Raw genomic sequence first — 16,220 nt, forward strand, 5'->3', positions numbered from 1 at the left:
ACTTTAAAAGGAGCGTTTTTATGTTAGATAAAATCCTTCATTCCTTGCTCAATCGAAAATCGAAACGCCGCTATTCCTCATCGAGCAGTCGTCACAGATATTCTAAGCGTCATAATTATTACGGGCATAAGCATTATAAGCGTCGCTCACGCAAAAGCTCACGCAGCTTTTTCAGCTCAAGAAGCTTCTTTAGCAGCTAATGTGGTGGAAGCATTTATCCGAGAAAAGCTTTGATTTAGCTGTAGAGCAGTTTATCGCCGAACATCCACACTTCACTTTTCAAACATTTCTTGGCTATGGCTCATATGGTCGTGCTTATTTAATTGAAGCAAGCTCTTCTAAGCAGCAATATGTGTTAAAATGCTTGCGTCCCAAGCATCGTCGCCATCAGAAAACGATTGATAAATTTAAGCAGGAAATTCATATATTACAACAATTACCACTGCCCTATGTTCCGTCTATTCATACAACGGGCGCGATTCAGGGTATTCCCTTCTATATTATGGACTATATTAATGGGCAAACCTTTGAACAGCTTATTTTTCAAGATGGCGCAAAGTTTACAGTTGCTCAGTCACTTGCTATTACTAAACAGCTTTTAGCGCAAATTATTGCTATACACAAGCATGGTATTGTACATCGAGATTTACGCATCCCTAATATTTTACTCGTCAATCAGCAATTACATATTATTGATTTTGGTCTTGCTACCACTTTCAAACCCAATATTGATCTTGCGACAATTGACAACCCTAAACAAGCACCCAATCATATTAGTGATCTTTACTTTATTGGTCATTTTTTATTGTTTTTACTGTATTCCAACTATGAGCCACGCAGTCAAAAAGAACAGGCTTGGCAACATGAATTACATTTACCGATGGATGTTCAAAATTTTCTTGAGCGCTTACTATGGATTCAAGAGCCTTTCACAAGTACACTTGAAGCTTTTCAATCCATACCACACTAAAAAAATAGAATTGTTCACACATCATCCGTGAACAATTCTATGTTACCACTTAAATTTGAAAGTATTTTGCACTTACATAAGCGATCCAGTTGTAGGCTGGGTCCATACGTAGATTTTCAATTAGCCCTTTAATAATCGCTTTATGATAAGTTTGGTTTTCTACTTGCTGCTTTAAAAGCTCCAGGGATTCTCTTTCAATAGAATCCTCCGTAGTATCCATATGCTGCTCCATTAATTGCAGTAAAGTATCCTTTGTCAGCTCTTGCTCATATGGCTTTGCAATCAATGCTACAAATTCTTCTGTAATAAAAGGAATCGTTGTATGACGTGCAATAATATCCGTCTTTTCTGCTAAAGATTTTGCTAATTGCTCTAAATCAAGAGGCATATCTGAAAAAATAAAAAGCTCAGCATAGCTTTTCATAAAGCCTTTGATACAATACATCACATCATATTTCGTGTCCTGTAGCGTATCTCCATAAAGCTTCTCAAGCATATAAATAATCGATTTCGACATTTCTGCTTCATAGGCTGTTATTTTATGAAATAGCTCTTTTTTTACTAAAAAGACCTTCTCATTTAGAAATACACGCGCTGATGCTGAATGCTCCTTAAAGGCTTGAAAAATACTTTTGTAAAATTCCACCAGCATTATTTCTTTGTTGGACACACATTTGACTACTCGGTCAACATCTATGATAAATTGTTGTAAGTAGTAGTCCACCATTGACATCATCAGCTCGTCTTTTGTTTTGAAGGACAAATAAAATGCACCCTTTGAAATACCACAACGTTCTGTAATTTGCTGTACAGAAGTAGCTTCAAATCCTTGTTCCGAAAAAAGCTCCAATGCTTTCTCCATAATTAATTGCTTTTTCAACATATTTTTTATTCTCTCCTAATGCATTTCGTTGACAAATGACCGATTAGTCATTATTATAAATAATTGAGTTTAGATAGTCAATTAAGGGTAGGTGTAAAGGTGAAAGGTTTAGTTAATTTCGTATTGAAAAACAAATTGGCAGTATGGTTATTAACCATTATTATTACTGTTTCTGGTATTTACTCGGGTACAAGAATGAAAATGGAATCAATACCCGATATTTCAATTCCTTATTTAATTGTTATGGGTGTATACCCCGGCGCAACGCCTGAGCAAGTAATGGATGAACTTTCTATCCCATTTGAAAAGTCTATAGAAAGCTTAGAAGATGTCAAGGCTGTTTATTCAACATCCTCTTCAAACGTAGCACAAGTACAGGTTGAATATGACTACGGCATTGATATGGATGAGAAAAAGCGTCAGTTAGAGGCAGCTTTAGATAATCTAACATTACCTGAAGGTGCACAAGAGCCAACAATTATGGCAATTAGCATGAATATGATGCCAGTTGTAGCTCTATCTGTAAGTAGTTCAGAGGAGGATATCGTAGACCTCACATCTACAGTAGAGGATATTTTACTTCCAAAAATCGAGAAAATTGATGGTGTTGCCTCTGCCACGATCACTGGTCAGCATATTGAACAAGTATCGTTTAAATATGATGAAGAAAAAATGGCATCACTTGGTTTAACAGAGGACACAGTGAAACAAATGATTCAGGCAAGTGATATGTCTTTATCACTTGGTTTATATCAGTTTACTGTTGGTGAGCAGGCTGTTTCAGTAGATGGTAAAGTACAATCAGTGGATGAATTAAAAGAATTATTAATTCCAGTTACACCTTCAGCTACCAATCCTTCACCATTTGTTCGTCTAGGTGATATTGCCACAATTGAAGTGGAAGGTAAAGTACAATCGGTATCACGCACAAATGGTAAAGATGCGATTGCCATTCAAATCGTCAAAGGGCAAGATGCGAATACCGTAACAGTTGTAAATGCTGTAAAAGATTTAATAAAGGATGAAGAAAAACGATTAGACGGTTTAAAGGTAGATATTTCTCTTGACCAAGGTGCTCCAATCGAAGATTCTGTTTTCACAATGATTGAAAAGGCAGTATTTGGTGGCGCAATTGCCGTATTAATCATTTTATTATTCTTACGTGATTTCAAATCAACAATTATTTCGATTATCTCTATCCCAGTTTCTGTCTTTATGGCATTGCTGCTTTTAAACTGGATGGACATTACATTAAATATTATGACGCTTGGTGCCATTACTGTAGCCATTGGTCGTGTTATTGATGACTCTATTGTTGTTGTGGAAAATATTTATCGACGCATCCATTTAAAGCAAGAAAAATTAACGGGTCGTGCTCTTATTCGTGAAGCAACGATTGAAATGTTTAAACCAATTCTTTCGTCTACATTAGTAACAGTCGCTGTATTTGCACCCCTGATTTTTGTAGGTGGTATGGTTGGCGAGTTATTTATGCCATTTGCCTTAACAATGACATTTGCGCTCGGTGCATCATTAATTGTAGCTATTACAATTGTACCTGCCCTATCTCACTTCTTATTCCGTAAAAAATTATACGGCGAGAAGCAAGAAAGCCAGCATAAAGAAGTTGGTAAGCTTGCTACTTGGTACAGAGGCGTTTTAGAAAAGGCTTTAAATCATAAAATTATTACATCCGCTATTGCGATTTTATTACTTGTTGGTTCTATCGCCTTAACGCCATTAATTGGTTTTAGCTTTATGGGCTCACAAGAAGAAAAAGTTATGTACTTAACATATACGCCTGCAACAGGTGAGCTTGCAGATGAAACAGCAGCGAATGTTGAAAAAGTTGAGAAAGAATTAATGAAACGTGAAGATGTGGATATTTTACAAGTTTCCATAACAGATGCTAATAACGTTGATCCATCTGCCATGATGATGGGTGGCGGCGCTGGCGGTGCATTAATGTACCTAATCTTTGATCCCGATATGGAAGATTTCCCAGAAGCTCGTAAAGAAGTCGAAGACTATGTATTTAATATTGAGCAATCAGGAGAATGGAAATCTCAAGACTTCTCATCTATGGGTATGTCCTCGAATGAAGTCAGCTATACATTATATACTGAAGACTTAGATAAACTTCGAGATGCTGTTACGCAAGTAGAAGGTGCATTACAGGATGTTGACGGTCTAGAAGATGTTAAATCGGATAACGAAGATCCATATGTTGAGCATGTCTTAAAAGTAGAGCAAAAGAATGTCCTACAATATGGCTTAACAACAGCTCAAATTGTGATGGCTTTAAATTCAAATGCAACGCAAGAAGTTTTAACAACCGTGAAAAATGATGGTAAAGATATTGATGTTATTGTGCAACGTGATGCTAAAGCAGCAGCAACTTCACTTGACGATGTGTTAGCAACTGAAGTGCCAACAGCATTAGGTACGACAATGACAATTGGTGAATTAGTAGATGTTGAGGAAGGTACAACACTTAACTCATTAGCTCGTTCAAAAGGTGAATACTTCGCAACAGTATCTGGCACAATTATCGGTGATGATATTTCAAAAGCAACGTCTGCTGCTGATAAAAAAATCGATAAATTAGATTTACCAAAAGGTGTGACAATAGGTGTTGCAGGTGTAGCTGCTGATATGCAAGAAACATTTACTAAGCTAGGTATTGCTATGCTAGCAGCAATTGCGATTGTATATTTCATTTTAGTTGTTACATTTGGTGAAGGTTTAGCACCATTCGCTATTCTCTTCTCACTACCATTCGCTGTAATCGGTGCCTTTGTTGGTTTATTTATAACAGGTCAAACAATATCTGTATCGGTTATGATGGGTCTATTAATGTTAATTGGTATTGTTGTTACAAATGCCATTGTATTAGTTGACCGTATTATCCATATGGAACATGACGGTCTTAACATGCGTGAGGCAATCTTAGAAGCAGGAGCAACGCGTTTGCGTCCAATTCTAATGACAGCTATTGCAACAATCGGTGCAATGCTTCCAATGGCATTCGGTACTGGTGGTAGTGGTCTGATTTCAAAAGACTTAGCCATTACTGTAATTGGTGGTTTATTATCTTCAACACTATTAACATTAGTTGTTGTACCAATTGTTTATGAAATGCTATCAAAAATGTTAAAGAAAAACCGTAAAGATGTAGAAGAAAATTAATAACAAACAGCCACTCATGCAATTACTGCATGAGTGGCTGTCTTATTATTTATAAGCTATTTACTTATCTTCTTTCACGACAAAAACTTCCCTGCTTTCTACACCTGTAGCAGATATAGCCGTAATGCCATATGTGTAGCTACGTTTAGGAAGAGCAGTCTTGTCCACAAATGTAGTGACACCATCCGTATTATAAACAACATCCACGATATGTTGAGGGGCATCATAAGAACCTTTACTGTTCCCCGCAAAACGATAAATAACATACTTACGTGGCTGTGTTTCATTTTCATCTATAATGTCAATTTGGCGACCAGTCTTTTCTTTTGTCACTTGTACAAAAGTCGGCTTGGCAGGTACTGTAGCATCATTCCAAGATGTATCTGGTGTCAGCGCTGTATAGTTATATAGCTGCTGATTAACAATTGTTGCATACCCCAGTTTATTGTTTTGCATACTTGTTAAGGAAAAATGCATCTGTCCCTTAGCCGCTACTTGCTCCGAACGATTCGCGAGTATTTGGCTTGGCAGCTCCATTTTATTTTTCCATGCTGCATCATTGTCATTTCCTACCTTGTAGTCAGCAAGACCAATATATAGCTGAACGGGATGTACCTCTGCATAGGTTTGTACCTCATGGCTCCACCAATTCAATAACGTACCATATTTAGCAGCAGCTAATGTTCTTGACCAATAAATTTGTGGTGTAATGTAATCAATCGTGCCATTACGAATCCACGTCCTTACATCTGCATATAAATCATCATAATTATTAACACCAGCTCGCGTATCGCTACCTGTTTTATCCAATGATTTATTACGCCATACACCAAATGGGGAAATACCAAATTGCACATATGGCTTTGTGTCTTTAATAGCTGTGTAGAGATTTTCTACGAGCTGATTGACATTATCTCGTCGCCAATCATCCACCTTTTTAAAGGAAGCACCATATTTTTTATACGCTGCCTGATCTGGAAAGGCTTCATTGGCAATTTTATATGGATAAAAATAATCATCCATATGGACTGCATCAATATCATAATTGGCTACTAGCTCTCTCACTGTATCAACTAAATAGTCTTGCACCTCTGGTAAACCAGGATTTAAGTAATATTGCCTGCCATATTTGACAACCCAGTTCGGATTTTTTCTTGCGACATTGTTAGCAGCAAGGTCTGTTAATTTTTGATTAGGCATTGTGACACGGTACGGATTCATCCATGCATGTAATTCCATACCTCGCTTATGTGCCTCCTCTACCATAATGGCAAGAGGATCATAGCCAGGGTCTGTGCCTTGCTTTTTTCCTGTTATGTAGGACGACCATGGAGCCAGCTCAGACGCATACAGCGCATCATTTGTTGGTCTTACTTGATAAATCACAGTGTTTAACCTATTGGCTTTTAATTGATCCAATGTTTTGCGTGCCCAAGCTGTGTATTGCTCCTTATTCATACCCGCTTTCATATCAATATTATGAACCGTTGAAATCCAGACAGCGCGCATTTCCCTTTTCGGCTGTGGCGTGCTTGCCATCGCTGGCTTTGCAGGGATTGTCGATAGACATAAAACAAAAATCATCGCGACTAAAGTGACAAATTTCCATGTACTCTTTTGTTTTCTCATATTTCCTCCATATACCATTTTCTATTTTAGTATACGATAAGTAATAGCTACTTGCTAGCCTATCAAAATACACCTAACTATTTTACTAGCCAATTTTAGCAAATTGATTTTTTAGTTACTGTTAAATCTTTACGGCTTATGAAACTTTATGCTACAATCAACACACATTATATAGAACGGAGGTATTCCTGATGACAGCTTCAATCAGACTACGATTTCACCTTACGAATTAAATATGTACACACTTTGCCTGCTGTGCAAAGAAACTGGGATTAGTCTGTCTGTTTTAGGAATACAGAGAAAGAGGGGCTTTGATTCCCCTCTTTTTTGTTGTCTTCCAACTTTCCACACAGGCATAACTGTTAGAAAGGAATGACAATATTGGAACATTGGAAACGTAATACAATTCTTTTTTTAAGCAGTCAAACGATTTCGCTCTTTGGCTCTGCGCTTGTACAATATGCGATTACATGGCATATTACATTAACAACGCAATCAGGCATTATGATGACCGTTGCGATTATTTGTGGCTTTGTACCAACCTTCTTTTTAGCACCAATTGCTGGTGTTTGGGCAGACCGTTATAACCGCAAATGGCTCATTATTTTAGCAGATGGCATGATTGCCCTATCTACATTAATTTTAGCCATCCTTTTTTTAATTGGCTATGATGAGCTATGGTTGCTCTTTGCAATATCAGCGATTCGTGCAGTTGGTGCAGGTATTCAAACACCTGCAGTCGGTGCAATTTTACCGCAGTTTGTACCTGAGGAGCATTTAATGAAGGTCAATGGTGCAAACGGTAGTATTCAAGCGTTTATTATGATTCTTGCGCCAATGGCAAGTGGTGCATTGCTAACAATGGCTTCGATTGAATCCATCTTCTTTATTGATGTTGTGACAGCAGCCATCGCCATTACAATTTTTTTACTGTTCTTGCATATCCCTGTTCACGCAAAAGCAGCACAGGCGCAAACAACAAGCTATTTCAGCGATATGAAGCAAGGCATTATTTATATTAAGGAGCATGCTTTTTTAAAGCAATTGTTTCTATTCTTTGCCTTTTTCATGTTGCTTGCAGCTCCAGCAGCTTTTTTAACGCCATTGCAAGTTACACGTAGCTTTGGTGATGATGTTTGGCGCTTAACAGCAATCGAGATGGCATTTGCGGTTGGTATGTTAATCGGAGGTATCGCTATTGCTTCATGGGGTGGCTTTAAAAATAAAGTGCATACAATGACATTATCCGCTTTATTATTTGGGCTTTGTACATTAGCTTTAGGGATTATTCCTAGCTTTTGGATTTATCTTGTGATTATGGGCATTACCGGCTTAGCGATGCCAATTTTTAACACACCAGCTACAGTGCTATTACAGGAAAAAATAGAAAGCGATTATTTAGGAAGAGTATTCGGTATTCTTAGTATGATTTCTACCTCTATGATGCCTTTAGGAATGCTTATTTTCGGCCCATTAGCTGATATGATTGCTATCGAATGGCTATTAATCGGCACAGGCATACTGCTCTTTATCCAAGGGTTTTTCTTGCTTGGCAGCAAGGCACTTATCAACGCTGGTAAGTCTACAAGCAATTAATCTAAGTAGCAAAAAGTCGACTCCAATACAATAGAGTCGACTTTTTCATCTAATCTCTTTTATAAAGGAGGAATAATATTGAACAGCTTGATCCCTATTTTAACAACGGAAAGATTGTTATTAAGACCTGTCACGTTGCAGGATGTAGAGGCTATGTTTGCTTATACATCTCATGCCAATGTAGCGCGCTATGTAACTTGGGAAGCACATCAAAACTTAGAAGATACGAAAGCTTTTATTACATTTATTTTAGACGGCTATCAACAAGGGAATCATTTGCTATGGGGCATTGAGTATAAAGGGACATTAATTGGCACCATCGACTTTGTCGCTATAAACGATAACCATCAATATGGGGAAATTGGTTATGTGCTTGCTGAGGATTACTGGAATAAGGGTATTACAACAGAAGCAACAAAAAAGCTTATTGACTTTGGCTTTCAGGAATTGGGCTTGGTGCGTATTCAAGCACGATGCTTTGAAGAAAATATCGGCTCTCAAAAGGTTATGGAGAAATCGGGAATGCTTTTCGAGGGACTACTACGGAAAAGTATGTTCGTTAAAGGGGATTATCAAAATATCAAGATGTACGCCATCACAGACGATGATTATAACAAATAAACTCATCTTTTAAAAAGGTAAAAATCCACAATGCTAAGCGGATTTTACCTTTTTATTAAGAAAGCCTCTACAGCCAATGTTCACTACAATATATCCGTACACATTTACCACATCCGCAAGCAATTACGCCCCAAAAAAAGCAGTGACCAGTTCAAATACTGTATCACTACTATTATTTACCATGCTGTTCAAGCAAACGCTGTGTATTTGTGGATTGTTCAAGTGCTTTTTTCTCTTTAGCCCAATAAATTAAATATTGCTCATTGTCAATAGTAAAGACCATTTGCTGCAATTCCTGATCAAGCTCAGAGCTAATTGCAACTTTTAAAATATCCACCTCATATAACGGTTTATCATTTATTTTATAAACAATATGGTAGACAGGCTGCTCTTCAAAAATCGTTCTTTCTTTTTTGGATAGGCTCCTTACATGACTAAGTGGATATTGCTCAAGATATGCTTGTGCCTCATCATTCGTGGCAAGCAATAATAGCTGCTTATCTTTAAATAATTCAATCGTATCCACTTCTGCAGCATGATCTAAAATAAGGGAGATTGCCTCCTCCTTATTTTTCTCTCTATGCTGCATCGTAAAAACACCAATTAGTAAAATACTTGCAAATATAACTAGCTTCCATCTTCGTTTTGTCATTGGCTATTACCCATTCATTGCCTTTTTTACAAAACGATTAATATCCACATCTGCTCCAATGACAAGCATAATATCACCTAATAAAATTTTATCGCTCGCCTGTGGAGATACAATAATATCTGCGCCACGCTTTATCCCTACAATATTAATGCCATATTTTGCTCGAATATCTAAATCTATAATCGAGTAGCCTGCGATTGCATCATTTGCCTTTAATTCCATAATAGAATGCTCATCTGATAGCTCTAAATAATCAAGCACAGTATTTGAGAGCATATTATTCGCAATACGAATACCCATATCACGCTCAGGATGGACGATAAAATCAGCACCAATTTTACGCAATACTTTTTCATGGTAATCATTTTGTGCCTTAACCGTAATTTGCTCCACGCCAATTTCTTTTAAAATAATGGTTGTTAGAATGCTTGCTTGAATATCTTCGCCAATCGCAACAATCACATGCTCAAAATTACGGATACCTAATGAATTGAGCACCGATTCATCTGTTGAATCTGCAACAATAGCCTGCGTAGCAATGGAGGCAAATTCGTCCACACGCTCTGAGGAATGGTCAATTGCCATTACTTGTGCACCTTGGCTCATTAATTCGCGAACAATACTCCCCCCAAAACGACCAAGCCCAATAACTGCAAACTCTTTTTTCATCATAAAAATCCCTCCGAAAATGACTATATCACCATTGTAGCGTATTCGTTGTTAGATGTATTGTCAAAACAACAGCTTTATTGTCAACATAAGACAAAAAAGACGAGGACTTCAATCCCCGCCTTCTACATTTCTTATTATTCAGCATTACGCATTTCATCTAGTACGCGATTTACGCGTTTTTCTAGCATTTTCATGCCACTACCACCAGCCTGCATATGACGTAGCTGACCATCCTTATCGAAGACAAAATATGCAGGCACATATTGATTTTCAAAAGCATCTGTTAGCTTCATTTCGCTATCTACAAAGATTGGTTGTGTAATATCATGCTCTGCCGCTACTGCTTTAATTGTAGCTAAATCAGTATCTTCCTCAGAACGTGGCATATGTACTGCTACGACATTTAGTTCATCTTTATATTGGTCACGGAAATTGTTTACATCTGGCATTGCTTCTTTACATAAATGACAGCTTACTGACCAAAAGTGAATTAATGTTGGTTTTTCACCTACTAAATCAGCTTTCGTTACTTCACCATTTAGCCAAGTTGTTGCGCCCACAAGTTCAGGCATTTGTTCACGAAGTTTCATGAAAATTCTCCTCCAACATCCTAATAGTTTGGAATTATAGCATTTATTTTTTTGCCCAATTCAGTTAAAAGTCCCCACAAGCGTGTCGTGGGGACTCTTTATTTGTACAAAATCATACAGCAAGTCTATTGGCTTATAGAGTTGCTTGACCTGGACGCCAGTTTGCTGGGCAAAGACCGCCAGTTTGTAATGCTTGAAGTACACGTAATGTTTCATCAACATCACGACCGATATTGTTATCAAATACTGTTTGATATTTTAGTTCGCCTTCTGGATTAATGATGAATAAACCGCGTAGTGCGATACCTTCTTCTTCAATTAATACACCATATTCTTTTGAAACTTGGTGGTTTGTATCAGCCGCTAATGGATATTTTAAATCACCAAGACCATTTTGCGTGCGGTCTGTGTTAATCCATGCTAAGTGAGTATGGATTGTATCTGTAGAAACACCAATTACCTCTGCATCTAAGTCTTCGAACTCATCGTAACGATCGCTCATTGCAGTAATTTCAGTTGGACATACAAATGTGAAATCCATTGGATAGAAGAAAAGAACTGTCCATTTATCTTGTGCTTTAATATCTTCTAACGATACTTTACCAAATGATTTGTCTGGAAGTACAGCTTCCATTGTAAAGTCAGGTGCTTGTTTACCTACCATGCGTTCTGCCATAATAAATCCCTCCGAAATATGTAGTTTATCTATTCCATTCGCACTAGCGAACTCGTCTTCTACGATAGCAGAGTAACCGACGTTTTTCAAACAAGTAAACTTCATCTTTTTAGATGATTTATATCGTTTGACAAAAATTCGTCAAATCCATGATATATAGTCGATTCTATACTGTTTATTAGCTATATTAGACAAAAATATGCTACATTATACGAACTTTTGCTTTGTATGTAAATATGCTGTATTTTTCACGAAAAGTAATTGCAAATTTTTTATTCTTATGTATAATTGTAAGGGTTTTAGTAAACTAAAAGTTTCGTTAAAGTAAACTTCATATTCTGAAAGTTTATGATTGCTAAACTTCTTCTAGGAGGGAAAAGATGCAAATAGGAGCAAAAATTAAAGCGCTTCGTTTAAAAAAGGGTCTTACCCAAGAGGAACTTGGAGAACGTACAGATTTAAGCAAAGGCTATATTTCTCAATTAGAGCGTGATTTAAATTCACCTTCTATTGAAACATTATTTTCGATACTGGAAGTTTTAGGGTCAACACCAAAGGAATTTTTTGATGATGAATCCTCTGAACAAAAGGTTGTTTATACAGAAGAAGATCAATCCATTTATACAGATGAGGACAAAAACTATAAAATTCAATGGCTTATTCCTACATCAAATGAAAAAGAGATGGAGCCAATTTTCCTAACATTTGCTGCCAATGGTGAGTTTAAGCAATTTGAACCATCGCTATCCGAAACATTTATTTATGTTGTCAAAGGGCGTATTCGACTTGTTTTAGGAAATGAACAGTATATCGCTAGTGAAGGCAATTCCCTTTATTTTGACGCAACAAACCATCATCAAATTTTTAATGCACACGCTGCTGAAACGAAAATTTTACTCGTTGCAACAGACTCATATTTATAGCTTAAGGAGGCATACCGATGACATCGAATACAATTATCCGCTTTGACAATGTTTCAAAATCTTATGATGATGGAACTGTTGTTTTAAAAAATATTAATCTGGAGCTGGAAAAGGGCAAATTTTATACACTTCTTGGCCCTTCTGGTTGCGGAAAAACAACGATTTTACGTATTATTGCTGGATTCACAGAGCCAACAACAGGTGATGTATTTTTCCATGATAAAAAAATCAATGCTGTACCTGCAAATGAGCGTCAGGTAAATACCGTTTTTCAGGATTATGCGCTATTTCCGCACCTGAATGTTTTTGAAAATGTAGCATTCGGCTTACGCATTAAAAAGCTCCCTGAAAATGATATAAAGGATCGTGTAGTTGAAGCCTTAAAATTTGTAAACTTAGCAGGCTATGGCAATCGTGAAATTTCTGAAATGTCTGGTGGTCAGCGCCAGCGTGTCGCAATTGCACGTGCTATTGTCAATGACCCTGAAGTGATTTTACTGGATGAGCCTCTGTCGGCATTAGACTTAAAGCTACGTACAGAGATGCAGTATGAATTGCGTGAATTACAGCAGCGCCTTGGTAAAACATTTGTCTTTGTTACACACGATCAGGAAGAGGCACTTGCGATGAGTGACGAGATTTTTGTGTTAAGTGAAGGGCAAATTCAGCAATCTGGCACACCTGTAGATATTTATGACGAGCCAATTAACCGCTTTGTAGCTGACTTTATTGGGGAGTCTAATATTGTACATGGTGTCATGATTGAGGATTTCAAGGTTGAATTTGCTGGGAAGATTTTTGAATGTGTTGACCAAGGCATGAAGCCAAACGAAAAAATCGATATCGTTATTCGCCCAGAAGACCTAGAAATGACAACAATCGACAAAGGCAAGCTTGTTGTTAAAGTCGATACACAATTATTCCGAGGCGTACATTATGAATTATCCACATACGATAAAGACGGCAATGAATGGCTTGTTCATTCATTGAAAAAAGCTGAAGTAGGGACAGAAATTGGCTTAGACTTTGACCCAGAAGCGATTCATGTCATGCGTTTAAATGAAACAGAGGAAGAATTTGATAAACGTTTAGAATCGTATGGAGATGATGAAGATGCAAACTAAGACATCGAAATCAGCACTATTTCCATACATGCTATGGATTCTCTTTTTCGTTATTGCGCCAATTGCACTTGTCGTCTATTATTCCCTACTTGATTTACACGGCAATTTTACGCTCGATAACTATAAAGCATTCTTTACATCAGTCTATTTAAAAATGACAGTAAGCTCGTTTTGGTATGCCTTTTTAATTACATTCTTTACACTATTAATTTCATATCCAACAGCTTACTTTTTAACAAAAACAAAGCATAAACAGCTTTGGTTGCTGCTTATTATTATTCCTTCATGGATTAATTTATTGTTAAAAACATATGCCTTTATTGGGATTTTTGGTTTATATGGTCCTATCAATGCATTTATCGAAGTATTTGGCTTTGATCCGAAGCAAATGCTGTTTACAGATATTAGCTTTATCTTTGTATCTGTTTATATTTTTATTCCTTTTATGATTTTACCGATTTTCAATGCTTTAGATCGTTTAAATCCAACACTTATTTATGCATCTCGTGATTTAGGGGCGTCTGCCTTCACAACCTTCCGTCGCGTTATTTTGCCATTAACAATGGATGGTGTGAAATCTGGTATTCAGGTTGTCTTTATCCCTGCGTTATCGCTCTTTATGATTACGCGTTTAATCGCTGGAAACCGTGTTATTACCCTTGGAACAGCGATTGAGCAGCAATTCCTTGTGACACAAAATTGGGGGATGGGTTCTACAATTGCTGTCTTTTTAATTTTATTTATGGTCGTGATTATGCTAATTACGGGGCAAAAAAATAAAGGAGGTCGCGTACGATGAACAAACTGTCTGCATCAGCCAAAGTCTATTTAATAATTGTTTTTATTGTTCTGTATGCGCCTATCTTCTATTTAATTTTTTATTCGTTCAATAGTGGTGGCTCTATGAATCACTTCGAATCCTTTACACTTGAGCATTATCAGGCTGTTTTTGAGGATTCTCGTCTACTGGTGATTTTAATTAATACAGTCATCGTGGCATTACTTTCTGCTTTGATTTCTACTATTATAGGAACACTTGGCGCAATTGGCATTGTCACAGTGAAAGACTCAAAAATGCGCAATACATTACTGTCTTTAAACAATGTCTTAATCGTCAGCCCTGATGTTATTATTGGTGCGAGCTTTTTAATTTTATTTACAATCGCTGGCATTAAATTAGGCTTTACCTCTGTTTTATTAGCGCACGTTGCATTTAGTGTACCGATTGTTGTCTTAATGGTTTTACCAAAATTACTTGAAATGAATACATCATTAATTGATGCAGCGCTTGACTTAGGGGCTACAAAAAAAGATATTATGATGCGTGTTATTTTACCGTATATTCAGCCAGGTATTTTTGCAGGCTTTTTCCTTGCACTAACATATTCTTTAGATGATTTTGCTGTCACATTTTTTGTAACAGGCAATGGCTTTAGTACATTATCAGTAGAAATCTATTCGATGGCACGTGCAGGTATTTCACTAACCGTTAACGCTATTTCAGGTTTAGTATTCTTTGTTACAGTGCTAGTCGTAATTGGCTATTATTTTGTCACAAGCCGCGCAACTAAAAGAACGGAGGGACAACAATGAAGTCATTAATTCAAGCAACCATTGCCATCCTTGTTGTTTCAGCTCTGTTATTTTATGCTGCTGATGCTTTAAGCGCAGGTGGCGGTAAAGGTGGCAAAAACACATTAACCATCTTTAACTGGGGCGAATATATTGACCCTGATTTATTGAAAGAATTTGAAGAAGAAACAGGCATTCATGTCGTCTACGAAACCTTCGATTCCAATGAAGCAATGATGACGAAAATTCAGCAAGGTGGCACAGCTTATGATATTGCCGTCCCTTCTGAGTATATGATTGAAAAAATGAAGGAAGAAAATTTATTGATTCCTTTAGATAAAACAAAGCTCCCTAATTTAAAAAATATTGACCCTTATTTTTTAGATTTGCCATTTGACGATAACAATCAATATTCAATCCCTTATTTCTGGGGAACGGTAGGCATTGTTTACAATCCAAGCCTTGTGGGTGATTTAGATTTTACCTCTTGGGAAGATTTATGGGACCCTTCCTTAAAGCGTAAAGTCTTTTTAGTGGATGGTGCTCGTGAAGTCATTGGGATGGGCTTAAATAGTCTTGGCTACTCATTAAATTCATTAGATGACCATGAGCTGCGTCAGGCTACTGATAAGCTAATTACACTTGCTCCAAATGTGAAGGCAATTATCGGTGATGAAATCACACCACTGATGATTAATAATGAAGCAACCGTAGCCCTTACTTGGTCTGGGCAAGCTGCTGATATGATGTTTGAAAATGAGGAGCTAGACTTTGCAGTACCTGAGGAAGGCTCAAATTTATGGTTTGATAATATGGTTATTCCAAAAACATCGAAAAACATCGATGGGGCACATGCTTTTATTAATTTTATGTTAAGTGCTGATGCTGGTGCTCGAAACGCTGATTATGTAGGCTACTCTACACCAAATATTGCTGCTATGGACTTAATGGATGAAGAGGTTGTCACAGATGAACGCTACTACCCTTCTGAGGAGCAACGTGATACATTAGAGGTCTATAAAAACTTAGGACCTGATTATTTAGGGAAATATAATGAATTGTTTTTAGAATTTAAAATGAGTATTCGTTAACAATTGTAAAAGGTCTGTCGAAGTAGCTTTAT

General features: G+C 37.0%; 15 protein-coding genes. 9 read left to right on the forward strand and 6 right to left on the reverse strand.

The window, feature by feature from the left end; all coding sequences use genetic code 11:
• Positions 1–199 precede the first annotated feature (199 nt).
• On the forward strand, positions 200–970 hold the full coding sequence (locus ACIQVU_RS03930) for a serine/threonine protein kinase (protein WP_402893948.1): 771 nt from the start codon (positions 200–202) through the stop codon (positions 968–970).
• A 49-nt stretch (positions 971–1,019) separates the two neighbouring features.
• On the opposite strand, the gene ACIQVU_RS03935 is transcribed toward ACIQVU_RS03930, so the two are convergent.
• On the reverse strand, positions 1,020–1,853 hold the full coding sequence (locus tag ACIQVU_RS03935; RefSeq protein ID WP_402893951.1) for a TetR/AcrR family transcriptional regulator: 834 nt from the start codon (positions 1,851–1,853) through the stop codon (positions 1,020–1,022).
• A gap of 99 nt (positions 1,854–1,952) precedes the next feature.
• Here ACIQVU_RS03935 and ACIQVU_RS03940 point away from each other — a divergent pair, with 99 nt between their 5' ends.
• The gene (locus ACIQVU_RS03940; RefSeq protein ID WP_340808529.1) at positions 1,953–5,042 is read left to right on the forward strand and encodes an efflux RND transporter permease subunit; all 3,090 of its coding nucleotides are present in this window, start codon (positions 1,953–1,955) and stop codon (positions 5,040–5,042) included.
• Between the two features lie 60 nt (positions 5,043–5,102).
• On the opposite strand, the gene ACIQVU_RS03945 is transcribed toward ACIQVU_RS03940, so the two are convergent.
• The gene (locus ACIQVU_RS03945) at positions 5,103–6,671 is read right to left on the reverse strand and encodes a glycoside hydrolase family 10-like protein (RefSeq protein WP_340804542.1); all 1,569 of its coding nucleotides are present in this window, start codon (positions 6,669–6,671) and stop codon (positions 5,103–5,105) included.
• A 372-nt stretch (positions 6,672–7,043) separates the two neighbouring features.
• Between ACIQVU_RS03945 and ACIQVU_RS03950 the strand changes: the two genes are divergently transcribed.
• On the forward strand, positions 7,044–8,267 hold the full coding sequence (locus tag ACIQVU_RS03950; RefSeq protein WP_340804540.1) for an MFS transporter: 1,224 nt from the start codon (positions 7,044–7,046) through the stop codon (positions 8,265–8,267).
• A 78-nt stretch (positions 8,268–8,345) separates the two neighbouring features.
• A complete protein-coding gene (locus ACIQVU_RS03955; RefSeq protein WP_402893955.1) occupies positions 8,346–8,888 on the forward strand; it encodes a GNAT family N-acetyltransferase in 543 nt (180 codons plus the stop codon).
• A gap of 172 nt (positions 8,889–9,060) precedes the next feature.
• Here ACIQVU_RS03955 and ACIQVU_RS03960 read toward each other — a convergent pair whose 3' ends face one another.
• From ACIQVU_RS03960 to ACIQVU_RS03975, 4 genes are all read right to left on the reverse strand, one after another.
• Positions 9,061–9,540, reverse strand: a complete 480-nt coding sequence (locus tag ACIQVU_RS03960; protein ID WP_340804537.1) for a hypothetical protein — start codon at positions 9,538–9,540, stop codon at positions 9,061–9,063.
• Between the two features lie 6 nt (positions 9,541–9,546).
• Positions 9,547–10,209: a potassium channel family protein gene (locus tag ACIQVU_RS03965; protein ID WP_340808528.1), complete on the reverse strand. Its 663-nt coding sequence runs from the start codon at positions 10,207–10,209 to the stop codon at positions 9,547–9,549.
• Between the two features lie 137 nt (positions 10,210–10,346).
• Positions 10,347–10,802 (reverse strand): TlpA family protein disulfide reductase, encoded by a 456-nt coding sequence (locus ACIQVU_RS03970; protein ID WP_340804536.1) that lies wholly within the window; start codon positions 10,800–10,802, stop codon positions 10,347–10,349.
• A 133-nt stretch (positions 10,803–10,935) separates the two neighbouring features.
• Positions 10,936–11,478, reverse strand: a complete 543-nt coding sequence (locus ACIQVU_RS03975; RefSeq protein WP_340804535.1) for a peroxiredoxin — start codon at positions 11,476–11,478, stop codon at positions 10,936–10,938.
• 380 nt (positions 11,479–11,858) lie between these two features.
• On the opposite strand from ACIQVU_RS03975, the gene ACIQVU_RS03980 reads away from it, so the two are divergent.
• Genes ACIQVU_RS03980 through ACIQVU_RS04000 form a run of 5 tightly spaced genes read left to right on the forward strand, consistent with a single transcriptional unit; the run spans position 11,859 to position 16,188 of the window.
• Positions 11,859–12,401 (forward strand): helix-turn-helix domain-containing protein, encoded by a 543-nt coding sequence (locus ACIQVU_RS03980; RefSeq protein ID WP_340804534.1) that lies wholly within the window; start codon positions 11,859–11,861, stop codon positions 12,399–12,401.
• 17 nt (positions 12,402–12,418) lie between these two features.
• Positions 12,419–13,525 (forward strand): ABC transporter ATP-binding protein, encoded by a 1,107-nt coding sequence (locus tag ACIQVU_RS03985; RefSeq protein WP_402893960.1) that lies wholly within the window; start codon positions 12,419–12,421, stop codon positions 13,523–13,525.
• Positions 13,515–14,324: an ABC transporter permease gene (locus tag ACIQVU_RS03990; RefSeq protein ID WP_340804532.1), complete on the forward strand. Its 810-nt coding sequence runs from the start codon at positions 13,515–13,517 to the stop codon at positions 14,322–14,324. The genes ACIQVU_RS03985 and ACIQVU_RS03990 overlap by 11 nt, the downstream gene beginning before the upstream one ends.
• Positions 14,321–15,118, forward strand: a complete 798-nt coding sequence (locus ACIQVU_RS03995; RefSeq protein WP_340804531.1) for an ABC transporter permease — start codon at positions 14,321–14,323, stop codon at positions 15,116–15,118. Before ACIQVU_RS03990 ends, ACIQVU_RS03995 begins: the two co-directional genes overlap by 4 nt.
• A complete protein-coding gene (locus tag ACIQVU_RS04000; protein ID WP_402893963.1) occupies positions 15,115–16,188 on the forward strand; it encodes an ABC transporter substrate-binding protein in 1,074 nt (357 codons plus the stop codon). The genes ACIQVU_RS03995 and ACIQVU_RS04000 overlap by 4 nt, the downstream gene beginning before the upstream one ends.
• Positions 16,189–16,220 lie beyond the last annotated feature (32 nt).

This window comes from Lysinibacillus sp. NPDC098008 (assembly GCF_044760715.1).
In the GTDB taxonomy this organism is placed as follows: domain Bacteria; phylum Bacillota; class Bacilli; order Bacillales_A; family Planococcaceae; genus Lysinibacillus.

Excerpts from the sequence above, each read along its gene's own strand:
- ACIQVU_RS03930 (WP_402893948.1), top strand. The coding sequence starts at position 200 with ATGTGGTGGAAGCATTTATCCGAGAAAAGCTTTGATTTAGCTGTAGAG.
- ACIQVU_RS03935 (WP_402893951.1), bottom strand. The coding sequence starts at position 1,853 with ATGTTGAAAAAGCAATTAATTATGGAGAAAGCATTGGAGCTTTTTTCG.
- ACIQVU_RS03945 (WP_340804542.1), bottom strand. The coding sequence starts at position 6,671 with ATGAGAAAACAAAAGAGTACATGGAAATTTGTCACTTTAGTCGCGATG.
- ACIQVU_RS03950 (WP_340804540.1), top strand. The coding sequence starts at position 7,044 with ATGACAATATTGGAACATTGGAAACGTAATACAATTCTTTTTTTAAGC.
- ACIQVU_RS03960 (WP_340804537.1), bottom strand. The coding sequence starts at position 9,540 with ATGACAAAACGAAGATGGAAGCTAGTTATATTTGCAAGTATTTTACTA.
- ACIQVU_RS03965 (WP_340808528.1), bottom strand. The coding sequence starts at position 10,209 with ATGAAAAAAGAGTTTGCAGTTATTGGGCTTGGTCGTTTTGGGGGGAGT.
- ACIQVU_RS03970 (WP_340804536.1), bottom strand. The coding sequence starts at position 10,802 with ATGAAACTTCGTGAACAAATGCCTGAACTTGTGGGCGCAACAACTTGG.
- ACIQVU_RS03975 (WP_340804535.1), bottom strand. The coding sequence starts at position 11,478 with ATGGCAGAACGCATGGTAGGTAAACAAGCACCTGACTTTACAATGGAA.
- ACIQVU_RS03980 (WP_340804534.1), top strand. The coding sequence starts at position 11,859 with ATGCAAATAGGAGCAAAAATTAAAGCGCTTCGTTTAAAAAAGGGTCTT.
- ACIQVU_RS03985 (WP_402893960.1), top strand. The coding sequence starts at position 12,419 with ATGACATCGAATACAATTATCCGCTTTGACAATGTTTCAAAATCTTAT.
- ACIQVU_RS03990 (WP_340804532.1), top strand. The coding sequence starts at position 13,515 with ATGCAAACTAAGACATCGAAATCAGCACTATTTCCATACATGCTATGG.
- ACIQVU_RS03995 (WP_340804531.1), top strand. The coding sequence starts at position 14,321 with ATGAACAAACTGTCTGCATCAGCCAAAGTCTATTTAATAATTGTTTTT.
- ACIQVU_RS04000 (WP_402893963.1), top strand. The coding sequence starts at position 15,115 with ATGAAGTCATTAATTCAAGCAACCATTGCCATCCTTGTTGTTTCAGCT.